Below are 23,756 nucleotides of genomic sequence, written 5' to 3' on the forward strand. Positions count from 1 at the left end.
TATAGCAGAAGGCTCTTGTCTCTGGGACTGGGCCTAATTTTCTCCACAAGAAAAGGCTTTTGGAAAAGATCCAAAAGCCTTTATTCTTACTGATAAAATTAAAGCATCTTGTTATAGAATTCAACGACAAGGGCTTCATTGATTTCTGGGTTGATTTCGTCGCGTTCTGGCAAACGAGTCAATGAACCTTCAAGCTTTTCTTCATCAAATGATACAAAAGCTGGACGGCCAACAGTTGCTTCAACTGCTTCCAAGATTGCTGGAACCTTAGCTGATTTTTCACGAACTGAGATCACTTGTCCTGGCTCTACACGGAAGGATGGGATATCAACGCGTTTTCCATCAACAAGAATGTGTCCGTGGTTAACGAACTGACGTGCTTGACGACGGGTTGTCGCCAAACCGAGGCGGTAAACCACATTATCCAAGCGACGCTCCAAAAGAAGCATGAAGTTGTAACCAAGTGTTCCTTCTTTGATCTTAGTCGCTTGTACAAACAAGTTACGGAATTGTTTCTCACCTAAACCGTAAGTAAAGCGCAATTTTTGCTTTTCAGCCAATTGTAAACCGTATTCAGAAAGTTTTGAACGGTTGTTTGGACCGTGTTGCCCTGGTACGTAGTTACGACGTGCCAATTCTTTACCTGTCCCTGTAAGCGACAAGCCAAGGCGGCGTGATTGCTTCCAAGATGGACCTGTATAACGTGACATAAAAATGTCCTCCTCTAAAAATTTATGAGGAAATAACGTCTTGGGTAAACCTAATTCGTGCAGATGCCCTTCGCCTAAACAGCCAAGGTTACTGGTTTTTCAGAACATCTGTTGACGAGCTTTATTTTGCCCTGCTGCTATTTCACACAAAAAATAGTGTACCATATAAATGGGGTCTTGTAAAGCACTAAAGTCCTGTAAATCAAGTATTAGCTTAAATTAAACGAGGCAAATTAATTTCAAAGGTCCAGAAACCTGATTTAACTTTACTGACCTAAACGAAAAAACTAGGGTTAGAAGCACTTCCTTTACAAACTTGTCAAGATGTGTCAAGGGGGGATATAAGAGACTATGAAAAAATTGAAGAAAAGAAAAAAGGCAGCGAAGCCTTTCTTTTTCTAGTCAAAATAGCGAATTAAACTCTTTTGGGTCAAAATGTCTGAATAGGTGTAGGATTCTACGTAAGTGTTGCTGATTTCTCCAGGTTGACTGGCGTGGTCGCTGTACTCAACAATAAAGAGAGAGGGATAAACTTCAATTAGGCGACCAACCTTAGTTTTTTCCCGTTTACGACCATGATCCAGAGTCATTTCGACCTCTTGGCCCTCATGATTTTTGACATCTTCTTTGATTTTTTTCATTTTAGCAACATCTGCAAATGCATCACTCATTTAATTTTTACCTTTCTTCAAATTGCGCAATGGATGAAAATTTGTTGTATTCCTTTTGGAAAATCAGTTTAACCGTTCCCCGAGCTCCAGCCCTGTTTTTCTCTAAAATAACTTCGATGGTATTATCCTCAAGCTGGTCACCGTCTTCCTTGTCCCCTCGCTCATAATAGTCATCGCGATAAAGGAAAGCAACAATGTCGGCATCCTGCTCAATGGAACCAGATTCACGAATATCGGAGAGAACTGGACGCTTGTCCTGCCTTTGTTCAACACCACGTGAGAGCTGACTAAGGGCAATAACAGGGACTTTTAGCTCCTTGGCCAAAATCTTGAGCTGACGGGAAATATCAGAGACTTCTTGTTGACGATTTTCTGATCGAGTTCCTGTAATCAGCTGGAGGTAGTCAATAACAATCAGGCCAAGGCCGCCAAGTTCCTGCGCCAGTTTTCTGGAGCGAGCTCGGATTTCTGTCACCTTAATCCCAGGAGTGTCATCAATATAAATCGGGGCATCAGCCAAGGTTCCTTGAGCCAAAGTCAGATTTTGCCAATCTTGATCGGTCAGCTGTCCCGTTCGCAGGTTATGAGAATCAACTAAGCCTTCGGCTGCCAACATCCGATTAACCAGACTATCTGCACCCATTTCTAGCGAGAAGATGGCTACAGGGGCATTTTGCTTAGTACCAACATTCTGAGCAATATTGAGGACGAAGGCAGTCTTACCAACTGCCGGACGAGCCGCCAAGATGACTAGCTGATCAGGGTGAAGACCAGTCGTAATCTTATCCAAATCACGAAAACCAGTCGGTAGACCAGTTATTTCGGAAGTCTGTTGTGAGCGTTCTTCTAGGGCCTCGTAATTTTCCTTGAGGACATCAGAAATTTTACGGAAACCACTGTTGCTGGAGCGCTCATTGATATCGACCAGAGCCTTTTCAGCGTGGGCAATAATATCATCTGACTCAATTGAGCCATCATAAGCCTCATTGACTGTCTCGGTCAAGCGGTTTATGATATTGCGAAGCATGGCCTTTTCAGCCACAATTTTAGCATAATACTCGGCATTGGCACTGGTTGGTACACTGTTGACCAACTCGACCAAATAGGCAAGACCGCCGATATTTTGTAAGTCGTCTTGGCTATCTAGAATAGCCCGAACAGTCGTAGCATCAATGGCATCATTGCGGTCGTTTAGCGTTATCATAGCGTTGAAGATAACCCTGTGCGAATATTTATAGAAATCTTCAGGCTCAATATATTCCCGAACAGAAATCAGCTTATCTGGACTAATAAAAATAGAGCCCAAGACAGCTTGCTCAGCAAGCAAATCTTGCGGTTGGACCCGCAACTCCTGAGCTTCTGGCATACGTCTTACCTCCTTGCTAAGAATGGTCTCAACTGCTGAACCAAGGACTCGTCGTTATAAAATGATGATTGAGCATTTTCTCAATCACATTACAAGTCCCAGAGTGAATTTCTTGCGATAGGAAACTTACTTAACAGGCAGTTGACAAGTCTGTCAACTAGGCTTGGTCAATTTTTAACTTGATTTGTCCCTCAACCTCCTTGTGAAGCTTGACAGGAACCTCAATCAAACCAATCGCTCGAATAGGATGATCCATTTCAATAGAACGCTTATCAATCGTGATACCAAATTGCTTGTGCAGCTCTTCGGCGATTTTTTTAGCTGTGATAGAGCCAAAGGTCCGACCATCTGGACCAACTTTTTCGCTGAATTGAACCCGAGTTTCTTCTTTGGCTAATTGCGCCTTAACAGCCTTGGCTTCTGCTAAAATTTCGGCAGCTGCTTTGGCTTCTGATTTTTGCTTACCCTTGAGCTCATTGATAGCTTGTCGGGTTGCTTCCTTGGCCAGCTGCTTTTTCAAAAGGAAATTTTGAGCATAGCCTGTTGGGACTTCCTTGATTTCGCCCTTTTTTCCTTTACCTTTAACATCTGCTAGAAAAATAACTTTCATCTTAGGTTTCCTCCTCAAGAATTTGGTCAATAATATCTGTTAACTCATAATACGTTTGCTTGACAGTCTTGTCATCTAGTTGACAAGCCGCTAAATTAAAGTGACCGCCGCCACCCATTTCTTCCATAATCCGTTGAACGTTGATTTTATCACCACTGCGAGCCGAAACGGCAGTTTGACCAGAAGGGTTTTTGGCAATGACAAAGCTAGCTTCGATATTGGCCATTGACAGAAGGGTGTCAGCTGCTTTACTGGCAATGATATTGCTGTATGCTTGATCCTCTGGTCCACAGGCAATGATCATATCGCCACCATAGGATTGACCTGTCAAGATGAGCTCATTAACTTGGCGATAGTCATCAAAGTCGGTTGCTGAAATTTTTTGAATTTCCGTACTGTCGCTACCCATGGTTCGCAGGTAACTAGCCACATCAAAGGTTCGATTGGTAACTCGAGCTGAGAAGTTCTTGGTATCCAGCATAATCCCAGCCATTAGGAGACTGGCTTGGATCTTGGACAGGGACTCCTTGCCATTTTGGAATTGAAGCAACTCGGTCACCAATTCACTCGCAGAGCTGGCTCCACTTTCGATAAAGGTTAGAATGGCCTTGTCAGGAAAATCTTCATCTCGCCGATGGTGGTCAACTACAATAACTTCTGTAAACTTATCGTAAAGCTCTCTTGACAGGGTCAGACCCAATTTGGAGTGATCCACCATAATCAAGAGGTCATTGTCACTTGCTTGTACTAAAGCTTGATCAAGAGTGACTAGAGTCGTTTTCCCTTCTTCTTGTAAACGTTTAACAGCTCGAGCAATATCGGTGTTCATATCTTGCTCATCATAAACCGCAAAACTGTTTTCTAGGATATTAGCTGCAAAATGTTGCATCCCAACTGAAGCACCCAAGGCATCCATATCCAAGCGGCTATGGCCGACAACAAAAACCTGTTCAGCACTCTTTATGCGATCAGAGATAGCAGTCATCATGGCTCGAGTCCGCGTTCTGGACCGTTTGACTGTTGAAGCAGTTCCGCCACCAAAGTAGAGAGCCTTCTTATGCTCATCTGTCTCCTTAATAACAGCCTGATCACCGCCCCGCATCAGGGCAATGTTGAGGTTCTGCAGAGCTGCCTGACCAATTTGTTGATGGTTGTCTTCCCCAAAGGAAATTCCCATACTGAGGGTCAAAGGCAGTTCCAAATTTCTAGCTTCATTGCGGAAATTTTCCAGAACGGTAAACTTGTCATCAATCAAGGCTGCTAATACCTTGTAATCACTGAAAAAATAGAAGCGATCCATGCTGACCCGACGGTAGTAAATCTGATGCTGCCCAGCAAAATTAGAAATAAAATTAGCAATAAAACTATTGATTTGAGCCACATCGGTATCAGATAGGTTGGTTGTGATATCATCGTAGTTGTCAACAGAAATAACCCCGATAACCGGACGCTTTAGAGAACTGTCAAAGCCTGCCTCTGTTCCTACAGAATCGAAGAAGTAAAAGAGACCGGCGGATAGATCAATATTGACCACATAGATGTGGTCATTGACCTGGATACGATGGTTGGCTGAACCAGCCTTCTGCTCCTGAATAGTTGTCCGTAAGAGGTCGACATTGAACTCCCCTTCATCGTTAGTAAAAATCAACTCTGCGTAGGGGTTGAACCAGCCGATTTCATCGGTTTCTGGGTCAAATTGTACCACTCCAACGGGCATCTTATCAAGAAGGGACTTGAGGCTGAGCTCAGTTTGGTCATTGAGCCGCTCAATCTGTTCCAATTCTGATAATTCATAGGCCTGCTTTTGGTAATACAGCAAACCGACCATAGCTACTAGGACGACAAAAATAGCCAGAAGGAGAGCTGTTTGCGAGCTCATGGTCCTGACACAGATGGCTAGAATTCCAAAGAAAATTAAGCCAATCATCACAAGATGGATGGTCTCTAAACGAATTTTTCTCATTATTAAACCTCTTAATCCCCTTATTATATCATAAGAGACCCTAAAATCCTAGGTCTCTTTTCGCTTCTTAAAACAGAGGAGTTAGGATTTACGACTAGCCTTTTGATTGCCTTCTAAATAGACCATGAGAATGGAAATATCAGCTGGGTTGACGCCTGAAATCCGACTGGCTTGGCCGATGGTTTCAGGATTGATCTTTTTGAATTTCTGGCGAGCTTCGGTAGCGATAGAGTCAATATCATCCCAATCAATGTTGGCAGGAATACGCTTTTCTTCCATGCGTTTCATTTTAGCGACTTGGTCCAAAGCCTTGTTGATGTAGCCTTCATACTTAATTTCAGTCTCTAGGAGTTCGATGAGTTTATCATCCAGATCCTCCGCAGCTGGTCCGATGAATTTGACGACATCTGTGTAGCGGACCTCTGGACGGCGCATAAACTCTTTGGCTGTTACTGCATCTGTCAAGGGCTTAAAACCCATGGCTTCAACCTGCTGATTAGTATCTTTGACAGGTTTTAGTTTATGGGTTGACAGGCGTGTCATCTCATTGTCAAACTGGGCTTTCTTGATCTCGAAGCTGAGCCAGCGCTCTTCATCAACCAAACCGACTTGACGACCGATTGGAGTCAAACGCATATCGGCATTGTCATGGCGCAGAATCAGACGGTACTCGGCGCGTGAGGTCAAGAGGCGGTAGGGTTCCAGTGTTCCTTTGGTCACTAAGTCGTCAATCATGACACCGATATAGGCATCGCTGCGCTTGAGAATAAGTTCAGGTTTACCTTGCACCTTGAGAGCCGCATTGATCCCAGCTACCAAACCTTGACCGGCTGCTTCCTCATAACCTGAGGTACCATTGGTTTGACCTGCCGTAAAAAGACCTGAAATCAGCTTGGTTTCAAGAGTAGCCCGCAGCTGGTGAGGCAGGACAATATCGTATTCGATAGCGTAGCCCGTGCGCATCATCTCTGCCTTTTCGAGACCCTTGATGGAGCGCAGCAGCTCTCTTTGAACGTCCTCAGGCAGGCTGGTTGAGAGACCTTGGACATAGACTTCCTCTGTATGGCGCCCTTCGGGCTCCAAGAACAGTTGGTGGCGATCCTTGTCGGCAAAGCGGACAATCTTATCTTCGATCGATGGGCAATAGCGTGGTCCAACCCCCTTGACAACACCTGAAAACATGGGCGCGCGGTGGAGGTTTTTATTGATGATGTCATGGCTGGACTGGTTGGTATAGGTCAGCCAGCAAGGCACTTGATCCTGCAGGTAATCCTTATCTTTTGACAAGAAAGAGAAGTGGTTAGGCGTAGTATCGCCGGGTTGGATTTCTGTTTCGTCGTAGTTGATCGTTGAGGCCTTGACACGTGGGGGGGTTCCTGTTTTGAAACGCCCAATTTCAAGCCCTAGTTTTTTAAGGTTATCGGCTAAGGTAACAGAGGCTAGGCTGTTGTTGGGACCAGATGAATACTTGAGGTCACCGAGGATGATTTCCCCACGCAGGGCAGTCCCAGTCGTCACCACAACAGCTTTGGCACCGTACTTGATCCCAGTCGCCGTGACGACACCGACAACCTTGCCATCTTCGACCAAAATATCATCGATCATGCTTTGGCGCAGGGTTAAGTTTTCCTGCTGCTCAACCGTATGCTTCATTTCACGCGCATAGAGGGCCTTGTCGGCTTGGGCACGCAGGGCACGAACCGCTGGACCCTTACCGGTATTGAGCATCTTCATCTGGATGTAGGTCTTATCGATATTCTTGCCCATCTCACCGCCAAGCGCATCGATCTCACGTACAACGATTCCCTTGGCAGAGCCCCCGATAGACGGATTGCAGGGCATAAAGGCCAGCATCTCAAGGTTGATGGTAGCCAGCAAAGTCTTGCAGCCCATCCGGCTAGCAGCCAAGCTAGCTTCAACACCAGCATGCCCAGCTCCGACCACGATAACGTCAAATTCTTCTGCAAATGTGTGTGTCATTTAAATCTTCTCCTTACTTTTTTTGCTGAGTACGGATAAACGAATGATTTAGATATTTCATCTCTCTCAGTAGGACTTTCTAGGCCATTAATGACAGTCAAGTACCCTTTTAAAAAATTGTAAACATTTCTTTTCTCTAAATCATTTAAGTTGAAATTAGGACAATAAATGCTTTCTGATTTAAATTGGACTATTATCTACAAAAGAAGAATAGTCCCGAAAGCAAATACATAATAAATTGGGTCGTATTTTCCAATACTAAAAAATGTGCTTACTATAGGAGCTAAAGATACTACCTGCAATACTTCATCAAATTTATATTTGTTTTTTTCAATTCTCAGCTCAATATCCTTTTGTAGATCCTCAACTATATGGTTTAAGGAACTGACTAACTTATTTTTTAAATATTTTCCATACTCTTCTTCAAATTCATGCTTAAATTCACAATATTTTTCTAAATATTTTTCTAAATTTTTTTGCACATCCTCTTTTTTTATTTTTTTAATATATATTACGTCATAAACAACAAAAAATATAGTCAAAATAGACATTAGACCGAGTATAACCTGATCTGAAACACTTGTTTTACCACTCAATACTTTTGTCAAATAAATCAAAGATATAAAATAAGTAATTAACCATGCAAGCGCCGTAGCTACAAAAATTTTATCTTCACAAGATAACTTTTTTCTTTTTAATTTTAAAAAATTCTTTGTAAACGTATAAATTTCATCTGAAATAGGTGTCATTATTTCCTCCGCACAAAAATAGCCAAAACTCTCGAAAACTGTACGCAAAAGGCGCACAATTCTCATGAGCTTTGACCATCATGATTATTGCTAAGGTTAGTCTATCAAAATTACAGCTCTTTGTCCAAGTCTAATGCTTTGATATAACTTTGTCCCCAGATTTCAACAGCATCTAGGACTCCTTGAAAGCTTTTTCCAAGTTCGGTCAGCGCATACTCAACCCTCGGCGGGACTTCTGCATAGACTGTTCTCGAAACGATTTTATCAGCTTCTAATTGTCTTAGATGCCTTGTTAAAATTGTCTGAGTAATACCTGGAATCAGACGTTGTAATTCATTAAAGCGTTTCGTTCCCGTACTCAGCTGATAAATAATAACCAAAGGCCACTTACCCGTTAAAACTTTTTGAGTTGTAGCAAAGGGACAAATTCCATATTCACTAACTTTTGCTGTCATTTTTTCTCCTTGATTCTCCACAATAGTCTCGATTTTGATACTTAATAATGATAAAGTGCGTACTTGTTTCTTTTTTTGCCTCTGGTAAAATTATACCATAAAGATTTAAGGAGAACATATATGTCTATTAATTTAGAAATTTTCAACACTTATAACCAAGCACTTGCTGCAGGTGATTTCCCAGCTGTTTTTGATACCATGGCTGATGATATCATATGGCATCAACCAGGACAACATTCGACTGCTGGTGCTCATATTGGTAAGAAAGCACTCAGTGCTCACCTAGCCAGTTTCTCTGAAAAAACTAATGGAACCTTCAAAGTGCTCACCAACTGGGTTTCTGACAATGCTGACTTAGTTGCTGCTAACGTTACATTTATAGGGACACGTATTGATGGCGAGGAACTTAATATGAACGGTATCGACCTTTTCCGTATGGAAAATGGGAAGATTAAGGAAGTTTGGCTCTTTTCGTCTGATCAAGCAGTTGAAGATAATTTTTGGGGATAGTATAAAAGCGATGTGACAGTAGCAGTCACATCGCTTTTAAGTTATGACAAAGTCTTTAAATATATTGACGAACTTCTTCATTTTTATAAGCATTGTCAATAATCCCGCCACCTAGGCATTCGTCCCCATCGTAGAAGACAACAGCTTGTCCTGGTGTGATGGCACGCTGAGGCTCATCAAAGATGACCTCTGCTTTGTCGCCTGACACCTTGACAGTTACTTTACTGTCTGGTTGACGATAGCGGAATTTGGCTGTGCATTCAAAGCTGAATTCCTCAGGCATATCACGGGTGAAGTGAACTTGACTAGCCTGTAAAGAGGTTGACATGAGGGACTCATGGTAGAAACCTTGGCCGACATAGAGGATATTTTGTGACAAGTCCTTGCCGACAACAAACCAAGGGGCATTGTCCCCACCGTGCTGGCCGCCGATTCCCAGACCGCCGCGCTGGCCAATGGTGTAGTACATGAGACCGGCATGCTCACCCATATCACGACCATCAACGGTCATCATGCGACCGGGTTGTGCTGGTAGGTAGTTTCCTAAGAACTCTTTGAAGTTCTTTTCACCAATAAAACAGATACCGGTCGAGTCTTTCTTTTTAGCTGTCGCTAGACCAGCTTCTTCGGCAATACGGCGTACTTCAGGCTTTTCAAGGTGCCCCAGAGGGAACATGACCTTTTGCAGCTGCTCCTGTGAGAGCTGGCTGAGGAAATAGGTTTGATCCTTATTGTTGTCAGCCCCACGCAGCATGTGGACAGTGCCGTCTTCGTCACGGCTAACTTGGGCATAGTGCCCAGTTGCCACGTAGTCAGCGCCCAGACTCATAGCGTAATCAAGGAAAGCTTTGAACTTGATTTCCTTGTTGCACATGACATCTGGATTTGGCGTACGTCCGGCACGGTACTCGGCCAAGAAGTATTCAAAAACACGATCCCAGTACTCTTTCTCAAAGTTGACAGAGTAGTAGGGGATTCCAATCTGGTCTGCAACTGCTGCGACGTCCTTATAATCTTCAGTCGCTGTGCAGACACCGAACTCATCCGTGTCGTCCCAGTTTTTCATGAAGACGCCGATGACATCATAGCCCTGCTGTTTGAGCAAGAGGGCTGTTACTGATGAATCAACACCGCCACTCATCCCAACGACGACACGTGTTTTAGCATTATCCGTCATAGATAATCTCCCATCAAATATAAGATACTTAGGGCTAAAAGGCTGATACTCAGCTATTTTTAGCCCCTGTTCGATTAGAAATAGGAACTTTGCCACTATTTCTTAGTTAACATAGACTTGAAGGGTCTAGTTATTCAACAATCGATTTGAAGGTCGACATTGAAAAACGGCGTTAGCAAAGCTAACACCGTAAAGATTATAACACGATTTAATCAGAAAGCAAAACTTGGAAACTACGCCTGCGAGTTTTGTGGTAAAGCCAGAAGCCTCCTAGGCCCAACCAGCTAAAAATAGTTAACCAGAGAGCCACCGTAAAGTAAGTAGGAACTGTAAAGTTAACTGTCAACTTATTGATTCCCTCTTGATCTTCTACCGTTGGAATTCCAAAGGCTGATAGACTGTAATCCTTTGGGGTTAAGGCTTTATTATTTAAAAGTAGTCGGGTCTTTTTATAGACTGTTACTGGCAACTCAGTCTGATCACCATTGGAAACCCATGTTATTGTCAAGCTGCCGTCATTGTTGACTGTCTTTGTAAAGCCTGATTTAAAAATAACCTTTTCAGCATAGTAATCATAGGCATTGTAACCTTTAGTCGAACTGTAAATTGGGAGGTAATCAGGTGTTGACTTTCTAATTTTTCCAAGAAGGTCAGCTAAATCTTTATCAAAAACGGCCTGACGTTCTTCTTTATAAGTTCCTACTAAATGGACATGCCTTGTAGGCTCTAAAACATACTGCTCTGTCTCAGCTTTATGCGCCTTTTGATAAGCTCCGTCAATGGCCTGCAAACCTCCAGCAAAGGCCAAGACAACTAAGATCCAGCTGATCGGTTTACGCCACTTGACAAAGTGATTGAGCGTCATACCGCCAATCAAAAGCAATAAAATTGTCGCTGGAATAAAGAAGCGAAAAGGAAATTGAATTAACTGAGCAAACTTTACACCATGATTAACCAGCCAATTCCAAGGAATAATACTGGTCGAAAGGAGGATAAACAGGAGATAAACTGAGTGCAAAATTCGTTTCCAGTTGGCCATACTGCGCCAGCGAAAAAGAACATAACCTATCTGTCCAATAAGAAAGATAACTAAGGAATAGGGAGCTGTAATCCAGTAGGTTGAACCTGTGTTGATGGCATTGTTATTCATTAAATCGTTGATAAAGGGATCTAATAGCTGATTGTCCTTTTTTAAAAACAGTAAAGCAACCCAAACGTTAGCCGTTAAAAGAAGGGATAATCCCACCGATAGAAGGCCCTGCATCATAATTCTAAGTTTTTTCTTGCTTTGACAAAAACCATAAACGAAGAAAGGGATATACATGACTACTAAAAAGAGAGTGCTCAACAGATGGATTTGAAAAATCAGACTGACCGCAAAAGCTAGCTGCAGGGGGTGAACTTCTTTATAAAAAGTAAATCTGATAGCAGGGATGAAACAAAAAGGCATAACAGCTGCTCCCCAGCTGCTGAAACCTTGTCTAATAGTCCAGTATTGGATTGAGAAAGTTGTTACATAAAGTAAAGCAATAGGCAGAGAGATTTCTTTTTTAATCTTGGCTGCCCTAAGCAGGGCATACATGGACAGGCCGGCGATAAGCCCCAGTACAAAACGGGACACGAGCTGGTAGCCAAACCAAGTGCGACCGATGAGGACTAGCAAGCCTTGAAAATAAGCAAAAAAAGGGCCATAGACTGCATTAACAATGCGACCAGATTGTTGAAAGCCATAAATCGAAATGAAGTAGGAAAAGTTCCAATGCTTAATCTGCATAGCGGCTTCGTAAAAGCGATTATAATGAAAAATGGAATCCGATCCAAAAATAATCCCCTTAGTCAACCACTGAGGAAGCAATAAAATAAAAGAAAAGAAGGCAAGCAAAAGGAAGGGCCTTATGTTGAACCAATAGTCTCTTTTCATGTCATAAACTCCTTAACTTTTTTCATAAACCTAGCTCAAGTATAGCATAAAAAAGGGAATTGTCTGAATGTAGGATTGAAGGAAAGTTCTAAAATGAAGTTAGCCACCTAAGAGTATCAAAAAACATCTCAGAGAGATATAATTGTAATCACCACAATAACAATTAGAAAGACTCTGAGATGCAAAACTATTATACACCAAAAAGTAAACATTTGACACTAACTGAACGTAGAATAATTGAACGTTGGCTTCAAGAAGGGCTCTCAAATCGTGAAATCGCTAGGAGATTGGCTAAAGCTCCTCAAACCATTCACAACGAAGTCAAACGTGGTCAGGTTAGACAACAAGTGCGTAAAGGAAAATTTGAGGTGATCTACTCAGCTGACTTCGCCCAAAAAGCCTATCAAAACAATCGTAAACGTTCTGTTAAACAAGTCTCCCTGACCAAGGGACTCAAAGAAAAGATAACTCACTACATCAAACAGAAATATTCTCCTGAGATGATAGTAAAGGCAAAAGGATTACCTGTTCCCATCTCCACTATTTACTACTGGATTCATCATGGACACTTAGGATTGACTAAAGCTGACATGCTTTATCCTCGCAAGGAGAAAACTAAGAAAAAGCATGCCAGTCCCAACTTTAAGCCAGCTGGAAAGTCTATCGAGGAACGACCAGAAAGCATTAACAAGCGTGAGAATGTTGGTGATTTTGAAATTGATACGGTTATTCAAACTCGGGCAAAAAACGAGTGCCTGTTGACTCTAACGGATAGAAAGAGTCGTTATCAAATCATTCGACTCATTCCCGATAAGTCCACGTCTTCAGTCAATCAAGCTCTGAAAGCAATCCTCAGGGATTATCAAATTAACTCTATCACAGCTGATAACGGGGCTGAATTCAGTCGTTTAGCAGAAGTTTTTGACCCTGCTCATATCTACTATGCCCACCCCTATTCTTCTTGGGAGCGTGGAACTAATGAGAATCATAATAGACTCATCCGGCGCTGGTTGCCTAAGGGAAGCAAAAATGCGACTCAACAACAAGTCGCATTTATTGAAAACTGGATTAACAACTATCCAAAGAAACTATTCAATTATAAATCTCCTAAAGAGTTTTTACAGACTGGCTAACTTGAACTTGAAATTTAGTATGTAGGATTGAAGACTTTCAAGAGACCAAAGCAGCTTATCAACTTATTTCTATTTTAAAAAAAAAAGCCAGTCTCAGAATAGAGATTGGCTTTGAGGTGAAGATTTATATATTACATACCCCAGGCAGACATGCCTTGAGCATTGTAAGCGTTGATTGCAGCGTTAACTTGATCTTGGACGGTTGCTGTTGAGCCCCAACCTGGCATGGTTTGGAAAAGACCTGAAGCACCTGAACCATTAGCAACGTTTGGATTTCCATTTGATTCCCGAGCAATGATATATTCCCAAGTTGCTTGACTCACGCCAGTCGCTGCAGCCATTTGAGCTGCGGCATCTGAACCAACTGCACCTGCCGTATTACCATTTCCGAGAGCATAACTGCTAGGGCTGGCTGTGCTAGCTGCTTGAGTGGCTGTTGCCGGATTTACATTTGCCTTACTGGCTACCACTTCTGGCTGAACTTGCTCGGATGTTGAATCCATTCCTTCCGATTGAGGGGTTGATGTTTCTGTTGGGGCTGTTGCTGTTGAGGCTACTGTTTCAGTAGCCTGAACTGCTGCTCCCTCATCTTTACTGTCTGATGTTGACGATAATTCTTCTGCAAAAGATGATTCTGACACTGAGATTTTAGTGTGCTCTGAAATAAATCCAAAGACTAAAGCTGCTACAGTTGTCAAAATTGTAACGATAAGTAATTTATCAGATGTTTTTTCAACTCTTCTCTTAGGCATGCCATACTCCTTTTCAATTAACTTACTTTAATATTCTAACTCAGTATTATTACTAACTAATTGTTTTACTATTAAAAATATTACAGTTTATTTTAATTTAAATAAAAAAGCCCGAAAATTCAGCATTTCGAGCTTCATCTTATCGTTCATCAATGCTTTTACTTAGTACCAACCGTTAGCATTCCAGTAATCAAGAGCGGCAGACCATGAACCATAGCGACCGTTTACGTAATCATCGGCTGTTTTTTCTTGGTTTTCTTCAGAAAGGTCATTGTTCAAATAATCTCTGGTCAATTGGTAACGGCCGTAGTAAGAACCATTCTCTGCCGTATAGCTACCACCAGATTCACGCTGAGCAATCTCTTCCTTAGCTGCGGCATCTGCTGCGCTGAGGTTTGAAGAATAACCTGTCGAGGCAGGAGCTGGTGCTGCTTCAGGAACTTCGCTTGCAGGAGCAGCATCTTCTTGAGGAGCCTCACTGCTTGCTGTTTCTTCTGAAACAACGGCATTAGCTTCTTGTGGTGCCTGAGCTTCTTCAGAACTTGCTGTTTGATCAGTTTCTTCAGAAGCAGGGGCTTCACTTGTTGTATCAGCTGGTGCTTGGCCAGTAGAAGCTTGATCCTGCGCAGGAGCTTCGCTGCTTGTAGCAAGATCTTGCGTTGCTGTATCCTCTTGAACAGGAGCTTCTTCCTCTGCTTGAGGTGCTTCACTCGTTGCTACAGAAGCAGGAGCTTCTTGAACAGGAGCTTCGCTAGTCGCTGCGGTATCTTGACTATAGTCAGTTACTACTGCCTCACTAGTCGCAGAAGCATCAAAGTCTTCTTGAGGTTGAGCTTGAACTTCTTCTGCACTTGCTACTGCTTGGTCAACCGTATTAACATCATCTTGAACAGCTTGAGCAGCACCAAGATTTGATACCGCTCCCCCAATTTCAATAGTTTGACCAGCAAAAATAAAGTCTGGATTAGAAATATTGTTGGTCTGTGCTAAGTTATCGACAGTTGTGTTGTGATTTTCAGCAATTTCTGAGAGAGTATCTCCTGCTTGGACAGTGTAAGTTTCAGCATGGACAACATGAGCAACTGTTGTTGCACCGAAAGCTGCCGCTGCTGATAAGCCTGCTAAAGCCAACTTTTTAGAATAGCGTATATCTTTTAAAACTGATTTTTTAGTCATATAGAAATATGTTCCCTTTCTGAGATGGTATGTTATATATCATACACTTTTATTATTACCCTCCCTTTAGTCTTAGATTAAAAATATTACAGATATTTTTAATCTCTATAAAGAAAAACGCCTATGACTAGACGCTTTAGGGGCTTTTAAGAAAGAAAAGAGCTAGACCTAGAATTAATAAAGAAATCAGAGCAAAGCTATCTGAAAGTGCCCAATTTAGTCGGCGATACTTGGTCCGCCCATCACCCCCTCGATAGCCACGCGCCTCCATGGCAATGGCTAAGGCATCCGCCCGCTTAAAGCTAGAGGCGAATAACGGAATTAGGAGGGGGACAATGGATTTAACTTTTTGGATAAGATTTCCTTGGCCAAAATCAACGCCTCGGGCTCGCTGAGCCTTCATAATTCGAGTCGTATCATCCATTAAAGTTGGGACAAAACGCAGACTCAGAGACAGCATCAGACCGATTTCGTGAACCGGAACCTTGAGCGGTTTAAGGGGCTTGAGCAAGGATTCAACAGCATCAGCTAGACTCAAGGGCGTCGTCGTCAGAGTCAACAGAGTTGAAAAACAGATAATTAGGACAAAACGCATAAAAATCAAAGCTGCCTGACCAAGACCATAGTCCGTTATTGTTAAAAACCAAAATTGCCAGAGCAAACTGCCTTTGTGGTTAAAAAATATCTGAAAGGCTGTCGTAAAGAGGATAATCGCGAACATGGACTTGAGACCGTTGAGAAAGAAGGATAGTTTCACTTGAGACAGTAAAATTAAAAAGAGAGTGAAACCAGCCAGCAGAAGGTTGGTAACAAGGTTATTGGCCCAAAAAACGATTACAATAAAGAGAAACATGGCTATTAGTTTACTGCGGGGGTCTAGGCGATGAATGAGAGAAGACCCTGGTACATAGCGCCCTAAGATTAATTTATCCATGCAGATCCTCCACAAATTCATCAATAGTAATAGGCAGGCGGTCCATCGTTAGACCATGTTCCCGTAAGTTTTGAGCAAACTTGGTAATTTTTGGCACACCTAGTTGTTTGCTTTCCAAAAACTCAACCTTTTGGAAGACATCTCTTGGTTGACCGGAAGCTACCAGATGCCCTTTTTCTAAAACATAAACCTGATCAGCATAGTTGGCCACATCATCCATAAGATGGGTGACCAAGACAATCGTTTGACCCTGCTGGTGGAGTTGGGCGAAAAGCTCCATCAGTTCTCGCCGTCCTTTGGGGTCAAGTCCAGCTGTTGGTTCATCTAAGACTAAGATTTTTGGCTCCATAGCCAAAATGCCAGCGATGGCGACCCGTCGCATTTGTCCACCAGATAAATCAAAGGGATTTTTTTCAAAAAGGTTTGGTGTTAATCCGACTAAGGCTAGTTTTTCTCGAGCAATTTTTTCTGCCTTGTCCCTAGGAACACCGAAGTTTTGCGGACCGAAAGCTACATCTCTAAGGACGGTTTCTTCAAAAAGTTGACTTTCTGGGAATTGAAAAACCATACCGACCTTTTGGCGAACTGACTTGATTTCTTTATTTTTAGAATCTGGATTAATCACTAAATCATCAACTGTCACAGTTCCTTGGGTGGGTAGGTTGAGACCATTTAGCAGCTGCATGATGGTTGACTTGCCACTTCCAGTATGGCCGATAAAGGCCGTGTAAGAGCCATCCAGAATTTCTAAACTAATATCAAAAAGGGCACGCCCTTCAAATGGCGTTCCCGCTTGATAGGTAAAACTTACTTGTTTGAGACTAATGCCCATAGTTCATCTCCTAGTTCAGTTTCATCCAAATAGGGCTTGCTGAGAGCAATCTGATTATCTTTCAAGGCCCTAATAAGCTGCGAGGTGAAGGGAATATCCAAACCTAGGTCCCACAGATCATCCCCTCGACCTAGTAATTGTTCTGGTATTGAACTGGATTCTACTTGACCATCCTTCATTACCAAAACTCGATCGCTCATGGCAACCTCATCCAAATCGTGGGTAATGGAAATAACCGTCATAGCATACTGGTTTCGAACTGTCTGAATCGTCGCCATCAGTTCCAAACGTCCTTCGGGGTCCAGCATGCTGGTAGCTTCATCCAGAATCAGAATGGCTGGTCGCATAGCAACGATACCGGCGATGGCAACTCTTTGTTTCTGACCACCTGAAAGACGAGCTGGTTCTCGCTCAGCAAAGTCAGACATGCCGACCAAATCCAGAGCCTCCCGAACACGAACTTTCATCTCTTCGTAGGGCAGACCTTGATTTTCCAGACCAAAAGCTACATCATCAGCTACAGTCGCACCGACAAATTGATTGTCTGGATTTTGGAAAACCATGCCAATCTGGCGACGCAGGTCCCAGACATTATTTTCGGTCAAAACCTGACCAGCAATCTTGATTTGGCCGGACTCTGCTTCTAACAGTCCATCAATCAGACGAACAACCGTTGATTTTCCTGAACCGTTGTGACCAACGATAGACAGCCATTCGCCTTGTTTCACGTGAAACGTTACATCTTTGAGGACATAAGCTTGGTCCTCTTGATATTTAAAATTTAACTTATCAACTGAGATGATTTCTGTCATAGTTTATTTAAAAGTGTCTTTAAAGAGGTAACCTGCCCCCTTGAAATAATCATAGCCTGAATAGATGGTAAAGAAGAGAGCGATGTAGAGCAGGATGGTCCCTGGCCAGTAGAGGTGGCAGAGAAGAAAGATGATGGAAAACATTTGAGTAACGGTCTTGATTTTACCTGGCATAGCTGCGGCTAAAACAGTACCGCCATTTTCAACCAAGAGCAGGCGCAAACCTGTGACGGCTAACTCTCGGCAGATGATAATAGCTGCAACCCAAGCAGGGGCCATCTTTACTCCAACCAACATGATAAAGGCTGACATGACTAACATTTTATCAGCTAGGGGATCGGCGAATTTACCAAAATTGGTGACAACCTTCCATTTGCGGGCTAAATAACCATCTAAATAGTCTGTAAAGCTGGCAACTGCAAAAACGATTGCTGCAATAATATGCCACTTGATGTCATTTGAAATAGAGGTCAAAATCAAGAAGACGGGAATCATGAAGATACGGATAAGGGTTAAGAGATTGGGAATGTTTTCTTTTTTTGTCATGGTAACTTCCTTTACTTGACGGTTAGGGTGATATAACTCGTGCTATCTTTGGTTAAACCTGAAAGATCTAGATTTTCACCATTGATTTTTACACTGACATTATCGATACTAGCTAGGGTAATAACAGATTTGTCAACGCCTGGTATTAGAGTTGCTGTTGCATTCTTAGTTGTGCTGTTCAGGATAAGGCCTTTCTTACTCATATCAGAATTAGTTACTGAGATAGAATTTTCCTGATCTGAATCCTGAGTGATTTCAATTGTAACCTGATTAGTTTTATCAGTTAATTTTACGGACATATTGGAACCTCTGACCTTAGTCGTTAGTTTATTGTCACTATCACTAGAAGACGGGACTGTTTCCTGATTAACTAGCTGACTGGTTTCTCGAGCAAGAGAAGAGCTAGGCTGGGCTTCTTGTCTAATCTCATCACTAACTTGAGCATAGATGGCAAATCCTATTAATCCGATAATCAAGACAGTTAAGAGGGACATCAGAACCAAGGGGAGACGACGCTTTGGATTTTCTAGATATTCAAAACGGTCCGAACGAGACCACTTGGTAAAAGGTTCAACTGTTTTAGGATTTGGACTTTCCTCATCCTCATCTGTGACTTGATTTAGTTCTTCACTCTCACCCTCAATTTCAATTTGAAAATCTGGATTTTGGTAACCTTCCAACAAAAAATCGCTATCTAGACCAAGATAATCTCCATAAGCTTGGAGATAAGGCTTCAGCTTCTCCTCAGCGAGAAATTGAAACTGATTGAGCTCCATCACAGTGATATACTGCATGGGAATGTTCAAATCCATCGACACCTGCTCAAGCTTTAAATCTTTGGCGAGACGAGTATCATGGAGATACTCACCAACGCTCGTTTTTTTCATAGTAACACCTCGAGATAATAATTACCCTCTATTATAGCAGATTTCAGCTCAATTTTATAATTAGGTTGGAAAGATTGTAAACTCGGAAGTTACCATTTTCTCAAGTAGGTCTTTACCAAGCTGCTCAAGATCTGGCAGCTGGATTGAAGATAACATTTCAGGTAGATCCAAATAGGATTCTTCTTTTGTTTGATAAGCTGCTAGCTGATTGGCAAGTTCTTCAATGTTATCTAAGCTTCTCATAAATTCCCCGTATGCCTCTCGTTTGAGCAAATCCAAATGTTCTTTATTAAAGTCAGTGGAGGTAGAGAAAACTCTTAAAACTGATTTGATATTATTAGCCAGTTTAATGGGTTCCATGGTGTCCATGCTCAGAATGGCAAATTGAAAACGCGAAGAGACTTCAACATCGATATCAAATGAATCATCTAGCAGCCCTTGGTCGTACCAATCTTGATACGTTTGACTGGTCCACCCGAAAAGGAGAGAAAAGAACAGTCGCAAAGACAACTTTCGTTTAAGCAAGGGACCGTTTTCTGCTGGTAAACGAAAACCAAGCGCTAATCTAGGTTTTGTAACATCTAAATTAAGGGAACTCCGCTTGATAGGTTCTGTCAAGTTTAATGGAATTTTGTCAACCTTTGTCAACTTAGTAGTAAAGTTTTCTTGAGACTTCTTGATGATGTCAAGAGCTGACTCAAGCTTAAAATTCCCAACTAAAAAAAGGGACATATTAGATGATTGATAGTAGCTTTTATGACTGTCCTTAAGCCATTCTAAGGTGATTTCATTTAAACTTTCTCGACTGCCAGCAATATCTTGAGAAAACTTAGTATTAGGATACAAATTTGCTAAAATACCACTGTAAACTTGGTAGTCAGGGCTGTCAAGATACATGTCAATTTCTTGGGCGATAATTTCTTTCTCCCGCTCAAGCGATTTTTTATCAACATTGATTGTTCTGACAAAACTTTGTAAAAGCTGTAAAGCTTCCTGATTTTCACCCAGACTGGTAAAGTAAAAGACTGTCGTTTCAAAACTGGTAAAAGCATTACTATCGGCACCAAGTTCAGAAAATTTTAGACCAGCATCTTGGCCATGATCCATTTCAAAAAGTTTATGCTCTAAAAAATGAGCAAGCCCGGCAGGGCTCTCCTTAGACCTACTGTCTTTTTTTGACAACTGCTCGTCAATGGCACCAAAATTTACCTGAAGCAGGGCAGCCATCTCCTGAAAGTCTGATTTTGGAAGAAGGTAAACGCTCATTCCATTTTCAAGTTTAATGACATACAATGTTTCTTTGAGAGTAGGATAGTCAATTTTTTCTAGCATCTTACTTTTTTCCTTCTAGGTAGTAGAGGGCCTGTAAATGAATCTTTCTGGCTAAGTGCATAATATCATCTTTACTGACCGCATTAATTTTATCAGGCCAGTTAGAAAAAGCCTCATCATTTTTGACAAGATATTTTTTATTATAGGCTCTCTCAATTAAAACCTTTGGCCAATCTTCTGCCAGATAAAAATTGTTAAGTAGAAGCTGCTTGGTTTCTTTCAAAAGTTGACCAGAAAAACGGCCCGTTTTCAAATTGCGCCACTCTTGATTAATCAGCCTGAAAACTCTTTCTCGTTGGGCCTTATCAATACCAGCGTAAACTTGGAGTAAACCTGTATAGGGATGAATTTGACTGGAAATTGAATAAGCTAATCCCTCTTTTTCCCTAACTTCTGTGAAGAGGCGAGAGTGGGCAAAACCTCCCAGTATACCGTTTAGGACTTGGGCAACTGGATAATCAGCTTGACCATAAGTCACGGGTAGAAGATAGCCTAGCTGTAAAATTGATTGATGATCAAAGCGTCGGTCAATTTTTTCTTTTGTGATATTAAGACGCTCTTGATTATAGTTGACAAACTTGTAAAGCTTCCTTGCTTGGAAAGGAAAACGATTAATTGCTTCTAAGATAGCCGAAGCCTCAAAATTTCCCAGAACAAAAATATCTATCTGATCCTCCTTGAGCATTCTTTGAAATTCTTGATAAGCAGTAAAGGAATTTTCTTGCTCCACCAGATCTACCCTAGCATATTTGGATACTTTTAGATTCTCATCTTGATAAAATAAATTGTAAAGCCCTAACTCACTAATATAGAAAGAGTCTTCCTTATCGGCTTCAAGGTAGGACACTAGATTGGCCTTTTCTACATCGAAGACCTTGGATTGAAATTGCTCCAAGGTAATTAAAGGCCTGTAAAGAATCGTGTAAAGCATGTCAAAAACTTCATGTTGAAAGGTCTCTTCACCAAGATAGGATGGGTTAATGAATTCAAAATCTATATCAATAATATGAGCCTTTCCCTTGGTTGACACTCTAGTTGACAAACTAGTTCCATAAAGCTTGGCCAAAGCTTTACGTAATTTTTGTGAAGTTGGATAATCGGCATTAGCGGTGGCCAACATTTGAGCAGCTAAAACTCGCTTAGCTACTGTCTTTTCTAGATAGTCACCTGTGAAGCGAAGCGTAATGCGATTGGTTTTAAATTTTTCAGTCTCTATCAGGTGTAGATTGACACCCTCAACAATTTTCATGGACTCTCCTCGGGTCAGTTATTGTCTTAAATTATATCATTTTATGCTATAATATTCTCATTAGAAAGTCGAGGAAACCATGGATTACAAACTGTTTGAGGACTTTATTACCCTACAAGCTTTGCTAAAAGATTTACGGATAATCAGAAGCGGTGGAGCAGCAAAGTATTTTTTGGCTGAAAACATTGTCCTATTTAATGGTCAAGATGAAAAAAGACGGGGCAAAAAATTGCGGATTGGTGATAGCATCACCCTACCTGAACAAAATTTAATCATCAATCTGGTTCAGCCTACTCCCGAGGAACTAGCTCAACACCAAGAGGATGAGGCTGAAAAAGAAAGAATTGCTGCTTTGATCAAAAAAATGAACCAGAGAACTGCTAAGAAACAGGGACAAGGAAAGCCCAAGACTAAACAAGCAGCAAAAAGGGACTCTAAGAAGCCTGTTCGCTTCCCTGGTACCTAAGATGTGGTTAGAAGCTATTTCTCTCAAAAATTTCCGCAATTATTCTGAAATGGCAGCTGAATTTTCCAGCGGTCTCAATATTTTTCTCGGCCAAAATGCTCAAGGCAAGACCAACTTTCTCGAAGCTATTTATTTTCTAGCCCTAACCCGTAGTCATAGGACTCGCTCAGATAAGGAACTGATAAATTTTCATGCCAAGGAACTCTCTGTCTCAGGGATTTTAAGACGAACAAGTGGTAAGCTCCCCCTAGAGATCAACTTGTCTGACAAAGGGCGAACTACTAAAGTTAACTATCTCAAACAAGCGAAATTATCCGATTACATTGGCAACATGACTGTGGTTCTCTTTGCCCCAGAAGATTTACAGCTGGTCAAGGGGGCCCCTAGTTTGCGGCGGAAATTTTTAGATATTGATTTAGGGCAGATAAAGCCTGTTTACCTATCAGATTTATCTAATTATAATCATGTTTTAAAACAGCGTAATGCCTACCTCAAGGCAGCAAAGGTCGTTGATAAGGATTATTTAGCCGTCATTGATGAGCAACTGGCTGATTTTGGAAGTCGGGTAATGGAGCATCGTTATCAGTTTGTCCAAAATTTGGCTTTAGAAGCAGATAAACACCACCATATTATTTCCAATCAGTTGGAACACCTAAAAATCTCCTATCAATCATCAGTTAAGTTTCAAGAACCAGCTGATATAAAGCAAAATTTTTTAGGACAGTTAGCTAAATCTTTCGACCGCGATAGTTTTAAAAAAAATACGGGTGTGGGTCCACACCGAGATGATCTAGCTTTTTTTATCAATGATATGAATGCCTCCTTCGGTAGTCAAGGCCAGCAGCGTAGCCTAATTCTATCTCTAAAACTAGCAGAAATCGAGTTGATCAAGGCAACAACAGGAGATACTCCGATCCTCTTACTTGATGATGTCATGAGTGAGCTTGACTACCATCGTCAACTTCGTTTACTAGACGGTATAAAGGAGAATGTTCAAACCTTTATCACCACAACCAGTTTAGACCATTTGCAGGGGTTACCAGATAACTTAAAAATCTTTACAGTTGACAAGGGTATTATAAAAGGGAGTGGGAGAGAACCCAAAAATTGAAAATTTTGGTTCTCACCACGTCCTGATTTTAAGGTGGCGATCTGAAAGTTCTCTCTCCAGAACGTTTTTAACACTTGCTTTGCAAGCTTCATTTCTCGATTGAAAAGTTCTCCCAGACCTTTTCAATCCACTCCCGCACAGCTCAAAACGTCTGAGGGACCTTTTGAGGTTGAAAATAAGATGAATGATGGTCATCACAGTCGTTTCGAATTTCCGCTTCGGCCTTGTGGCAAAAGGAAAACCAGCCAGTACTGGTTTATTGGTGCTGGGAAAAAGTATTCCAGTCTTCTATTTTTTACAGTAATAACAGTTTGACCCAGTAGTTAATTGGCGGTCCTTATCCTTTGCTATACACGTGATGGCAGCCAACCTAATCAACTCAACTGTAGGTGGGATGACTAAGTCAATTCTGTC

The 23,756-nt window shown here is 41.7% G+C and carries 23 protein-coding genes; 4 read left to right on the forward strand and 19 right to left on the reverse strand.

Annotated features, from left to right (window positions below):
• Positions 1–98 precede the first annotated feature (98 nt).
• From rpsD to STRCR_RS01755, 8 genes are all read right to left on the reverse strand, one after another.
• Complete coding sequence (gene rpsD / locus STRCR_RS01720) at positions 99–710, reverse strand: 30S ribosomal protein S4 (RefSeq protein WP_004225730.1); 612 nt, start codon at positions 708–710, stop codon at positions 99–101.
• A gap of 398 nt (positions 711–1,108) precedes the next feature.
• The gene (locus STRCR_RS01725; protein ID WP_004225762.1) at positions 1,109–1,381 is read right to left on the reverse strand and encodes a Veg family protein; all 273 of its coding nucleotides are present in this window, start codon (positions 1,379–1,381) and stop codon (positions 1,109–1,111) included.
• Positions 1,382–1,388: 7 nt separating this feature from the next.
• Entirely contained in the window at positions 1,389–2,747 is a 1,359-nt protein-coding gene (gene dnaB, locus STRCR_RS01730) for a replicative DNA helicase (protein ID WP_004229557.1), read from the reverse strand.
• A 157-nt stretch (positions 2,748–2,904) separates the two neighbouring features.
• Positions 2,905–3,357 (reverse strand): 50S ribosomal protein L9, encoded by a 453-nt coding sequence (gene rplI / locus STRCR_RS01735; RefSeq protein WP_004226792.1) that lies wholly within the window; start codon positions 3,355–3,357, stop codon positions 2,905–2,907.
• A gap of 1 nt (position 3,358) precedes the next feature.
• Positions 3,359–5,320, reverse strand: a complete 1,962-nt coding sequence (locus STRCR_RS01740; protein WP_004225352.1) for a DHH family phosphoesterase — start codon at positions 5,318–5,320, stop codon at positions 3,359–3,361.
• An 81-nt stretch (positions 5,321–5,401) separates the two neighbouring features.
• On the reverse strand, positions 5,402–7,300 hold the full coding sequence (mnmG, locus tag STRCR_RS01745) for a tRNA uridine-5-carboxymethylaminomethyl(34) synthesis enzyme MnmG (RefSeq protein WP_004229093.1): 1,899 nt from the start codon (positions 7,298–7,300) through the stop codon (positions 5,402–5,404).
• Positions 7,301–7,497: 197 nt separating this feature from the next.
• Positions 7,498–8,049: a hypothetical protein gene (locus STRCR_RS01750; protein WP_004228559.1), complete on the reverse strand. Its 552-nt coding sequence runs from the start codon at positions 8,047–8,049 to the stop codon at positions 7,498–7,500.
• Positions 8,050–8,159: 110 nt separating this feature from the next.
• Entirely contained in the window at positions 8,160–8,504 is a 345-nt protein-coding gene (locus tag STRCR_RS01755) for a winged helix-turn-helix transcriptional regulator (protein WP_004229965.1), read from the reverse strand.
• Between the two features lie 120 nt (positions 8,505–8,624).
• Here STRCR_RS01755 and STRCR_RS01760 point away from each other — a divergent pair, with 120 nt between their 5' ends.
• Entirely contained in the window at positions 8,625–9,014 is a 390-nt protein-coding gene (locus tag STRCR_RS01760; protein WP_004226215.1) for a nuclear transport factor 2 family protein, read from the forward strand.
• Positions 9,015–9,069: 55 nt separating this feature from the next.
• On the opposite strand, the gene mnmA is transcribed toward STRCR_RS01760, so the two are convergent.
• Complete coding sequence (gene mnmA, locus STRCR_RS01765; protein ID WP_004225154.1) at positions 9,070–10,191, reverse strand: tRNA 2-thiouridine(34) synthase MnmA; 1,122 nt, start codon at positions 10,189–10,191, stop codon at positions 9,070–9,072.
• A 208-nt stretch (positions 10,192–10,399) separates the two neighbouring features.
• A complete protein-coding gene (locus tag STRCR_RS01770) occupies positions 10,400–12,112 on the reverse strand; it encodes a hypothetical protein (RefSeq protein WP_004227725.1) in 1,713 nt (570 codons plus the stop codon).
• Positions 12,113–12,291: 179 nt separating this feature from the next.
• Between STRCR_RS01770 and STRCR_RS01775 the strand changes: the two genes are divergently transcribed.
• Positions 12,292–13,245, forward strand: a complete 954-nt coding sequence (locus STRCR_RS01775; RefSeq protein ID WP_004225294.1) for an IS30 family transposase — start codon at positions 12,292–12,294, stop codon at positions 13,243–13,245.
• A gap of 131 nt (positions 13,246–13,376) precedes the next feature.
• Here STRCR_RS01775 and STRCR_RS01780 read toward each other — a convergent pair whose 3' ends face one another.
• From STRCR_RS01780 to yfmF, 9 genes are all read right to left on the reverse strand, one after another.
• On the reverse strand, positions 13,377–13,997 hold the full coding sequence (locus tag STRCR_RS01780) for a transglycosylase SLT domain-containing protein (protein ID WP_004225997.1): 621 nt from the start codon (positions 13,995–13,997) through the stop codon (positions 13,377–13,379).
• Between the two features lie 162 nt (positions 13,998–14,159).
• Positions 14,160–15,173, reverse strand: coding sequence for a LysM peptidoglycan-binding domain-containing protein (locus STRCR_RS01785; RefSeq protein ID WP_004226870.1), 1,014 nt, complete (start codon positions 15,171–15,173; stop codon positions 14,160–14,162).
• 136 nt (positions 15,174–15,309) lie between these two features.
• Positions 15,310–16,107, reverse strand: a complete 798-nt coding sequence (locus STRCR_RS01790; RefSeq protein ID WP_004229672.1) for an energy-coupling factor transporter transmembrane component T family protein — start codon at positions 16,105–16,107, stop codon at positions 15,310–15,312.
• Positions 16,100–16,939: an energy-coupling factor ABC transporter ATP-binding protein gene (locus tag STRCR_RS01795; RefSeq protein ID WP_004225987.1), complete on the reverse strand. Its 840-nt coding sequence runs from the start codon at positions 16,937–16,939 to the stop codon at positions 16,100–16,102. Before STRCR_RS01795 ends, STRCR_RS01790 begins: the two co-directional genes overlap by 8 nt.
• Positions 16,915–17,751: an energy-coupling factor ABC transporter ATP-binding protein gene (locus STRCR_RS01800; protein WP_004225344.1), complete on the reverse strand. Its 837-nt coding sequence runs from the start codon at positions 17,749–17,751 to the stop codon at positions 16,915–16,917. Before STRCR_RS01800 ends, STRCR_RS01795 begins: the two co-directional genes overlap by 25 nt.
• A gap of 3 nt (positions 17,752–17,754) precedes the next feature.
• Positions 17,755–18,297, reverse strand: coding sequence for a CDP-diacylglycerol--glycerol-3-phosphate 3-phosphatidyltransferase (pgsA, locus tag STRCR_RS01805; protein WP_004229319.1), 543 nt, complete (start codon positions 18,295–18,297; stop codon positions 17,755–17,757).
• A gap of 11 nt (positions 18,298–18,308) precedes the next feature.
• Entirely contained in the window at positions 18,309–19,184 is an 876-nt protein-coding gene (locus STRCR_RS01810; RefSeq protein WP_004229584.1) for a helix-turn-helix domain-containing protein, read from the reverse strand.
• A gap of 60 nt (positions 19,185–19,244) precedes the next feature.
• Complete coding sequence (yfmH, locus tag STRCR_RS01815; protein ID WP_004228611.1) at positions 19,245–20,516, reverse strand: EF-P 5-aminopentanol modification-associated protein YfmH; 1,272 nt, start codon at positions 20,514–20,516, stop codon at positions 19,245–19,247.
• 1 nt (position 20,517) lies between these two features.
• The gene (gene yfmF, locus STRCR_RS01820; RefSeq protein WP_004225994.1) at positions 20,518–21,765 is read right to left on the reverse strand and encodes an EF-P 5-aminopentanol modification-associated protein YfmF; all 1,248 of its coding nucleotides are present in this window, start codon (positions 21,763–21,765) and stop codon (positions 20,518–20,520) included.
• A 79-nt stretch (positions 21,766–21,844) separates the two neighbouring features.
• Between yfmF and yaaA the strand changes: the two genes are divergently transcribed.
• Together yaaA and recF are read left to right on the forward strand one after the other, a co-directional pair.
• Positions 21,845–22,231 carry a S4 domain-containing protein YaaA gene (gene yaaA / locus STRCR_RS01825; protein WP_004227334.1) on the forward strand — a complete coding sequence of 129 codons (387 nt, stop codon included), beginning with the start codon at positions 21,845–21,847 and terminating at the stop codon, positions 22,229–22,231.
• Position 22,232: 1 nt separating this feature from the next.
• Positions 22,233–23,342, forward strand: a complete 1,110-nt coding sequence (gene recF / locus STRCR_RS01830) for a DNA replication/repair protein RecF (protein WP_004227982.1) — start codon at positions 22,233–22,235, stop codon at positions 23,340–23,342.
• Positions 23,343–23,756: the final 414 nt, after the last annotated feature.

Origin of the sequence: Streptococcus criceti HS-6 (assembly GCF_000187975.2) — a bacterium.
GTDB lineage: Bacteria > Bacillota > Bacilli > Lactobacillales > Streptococcaceae > Streptococcus > Streptococcus criceti.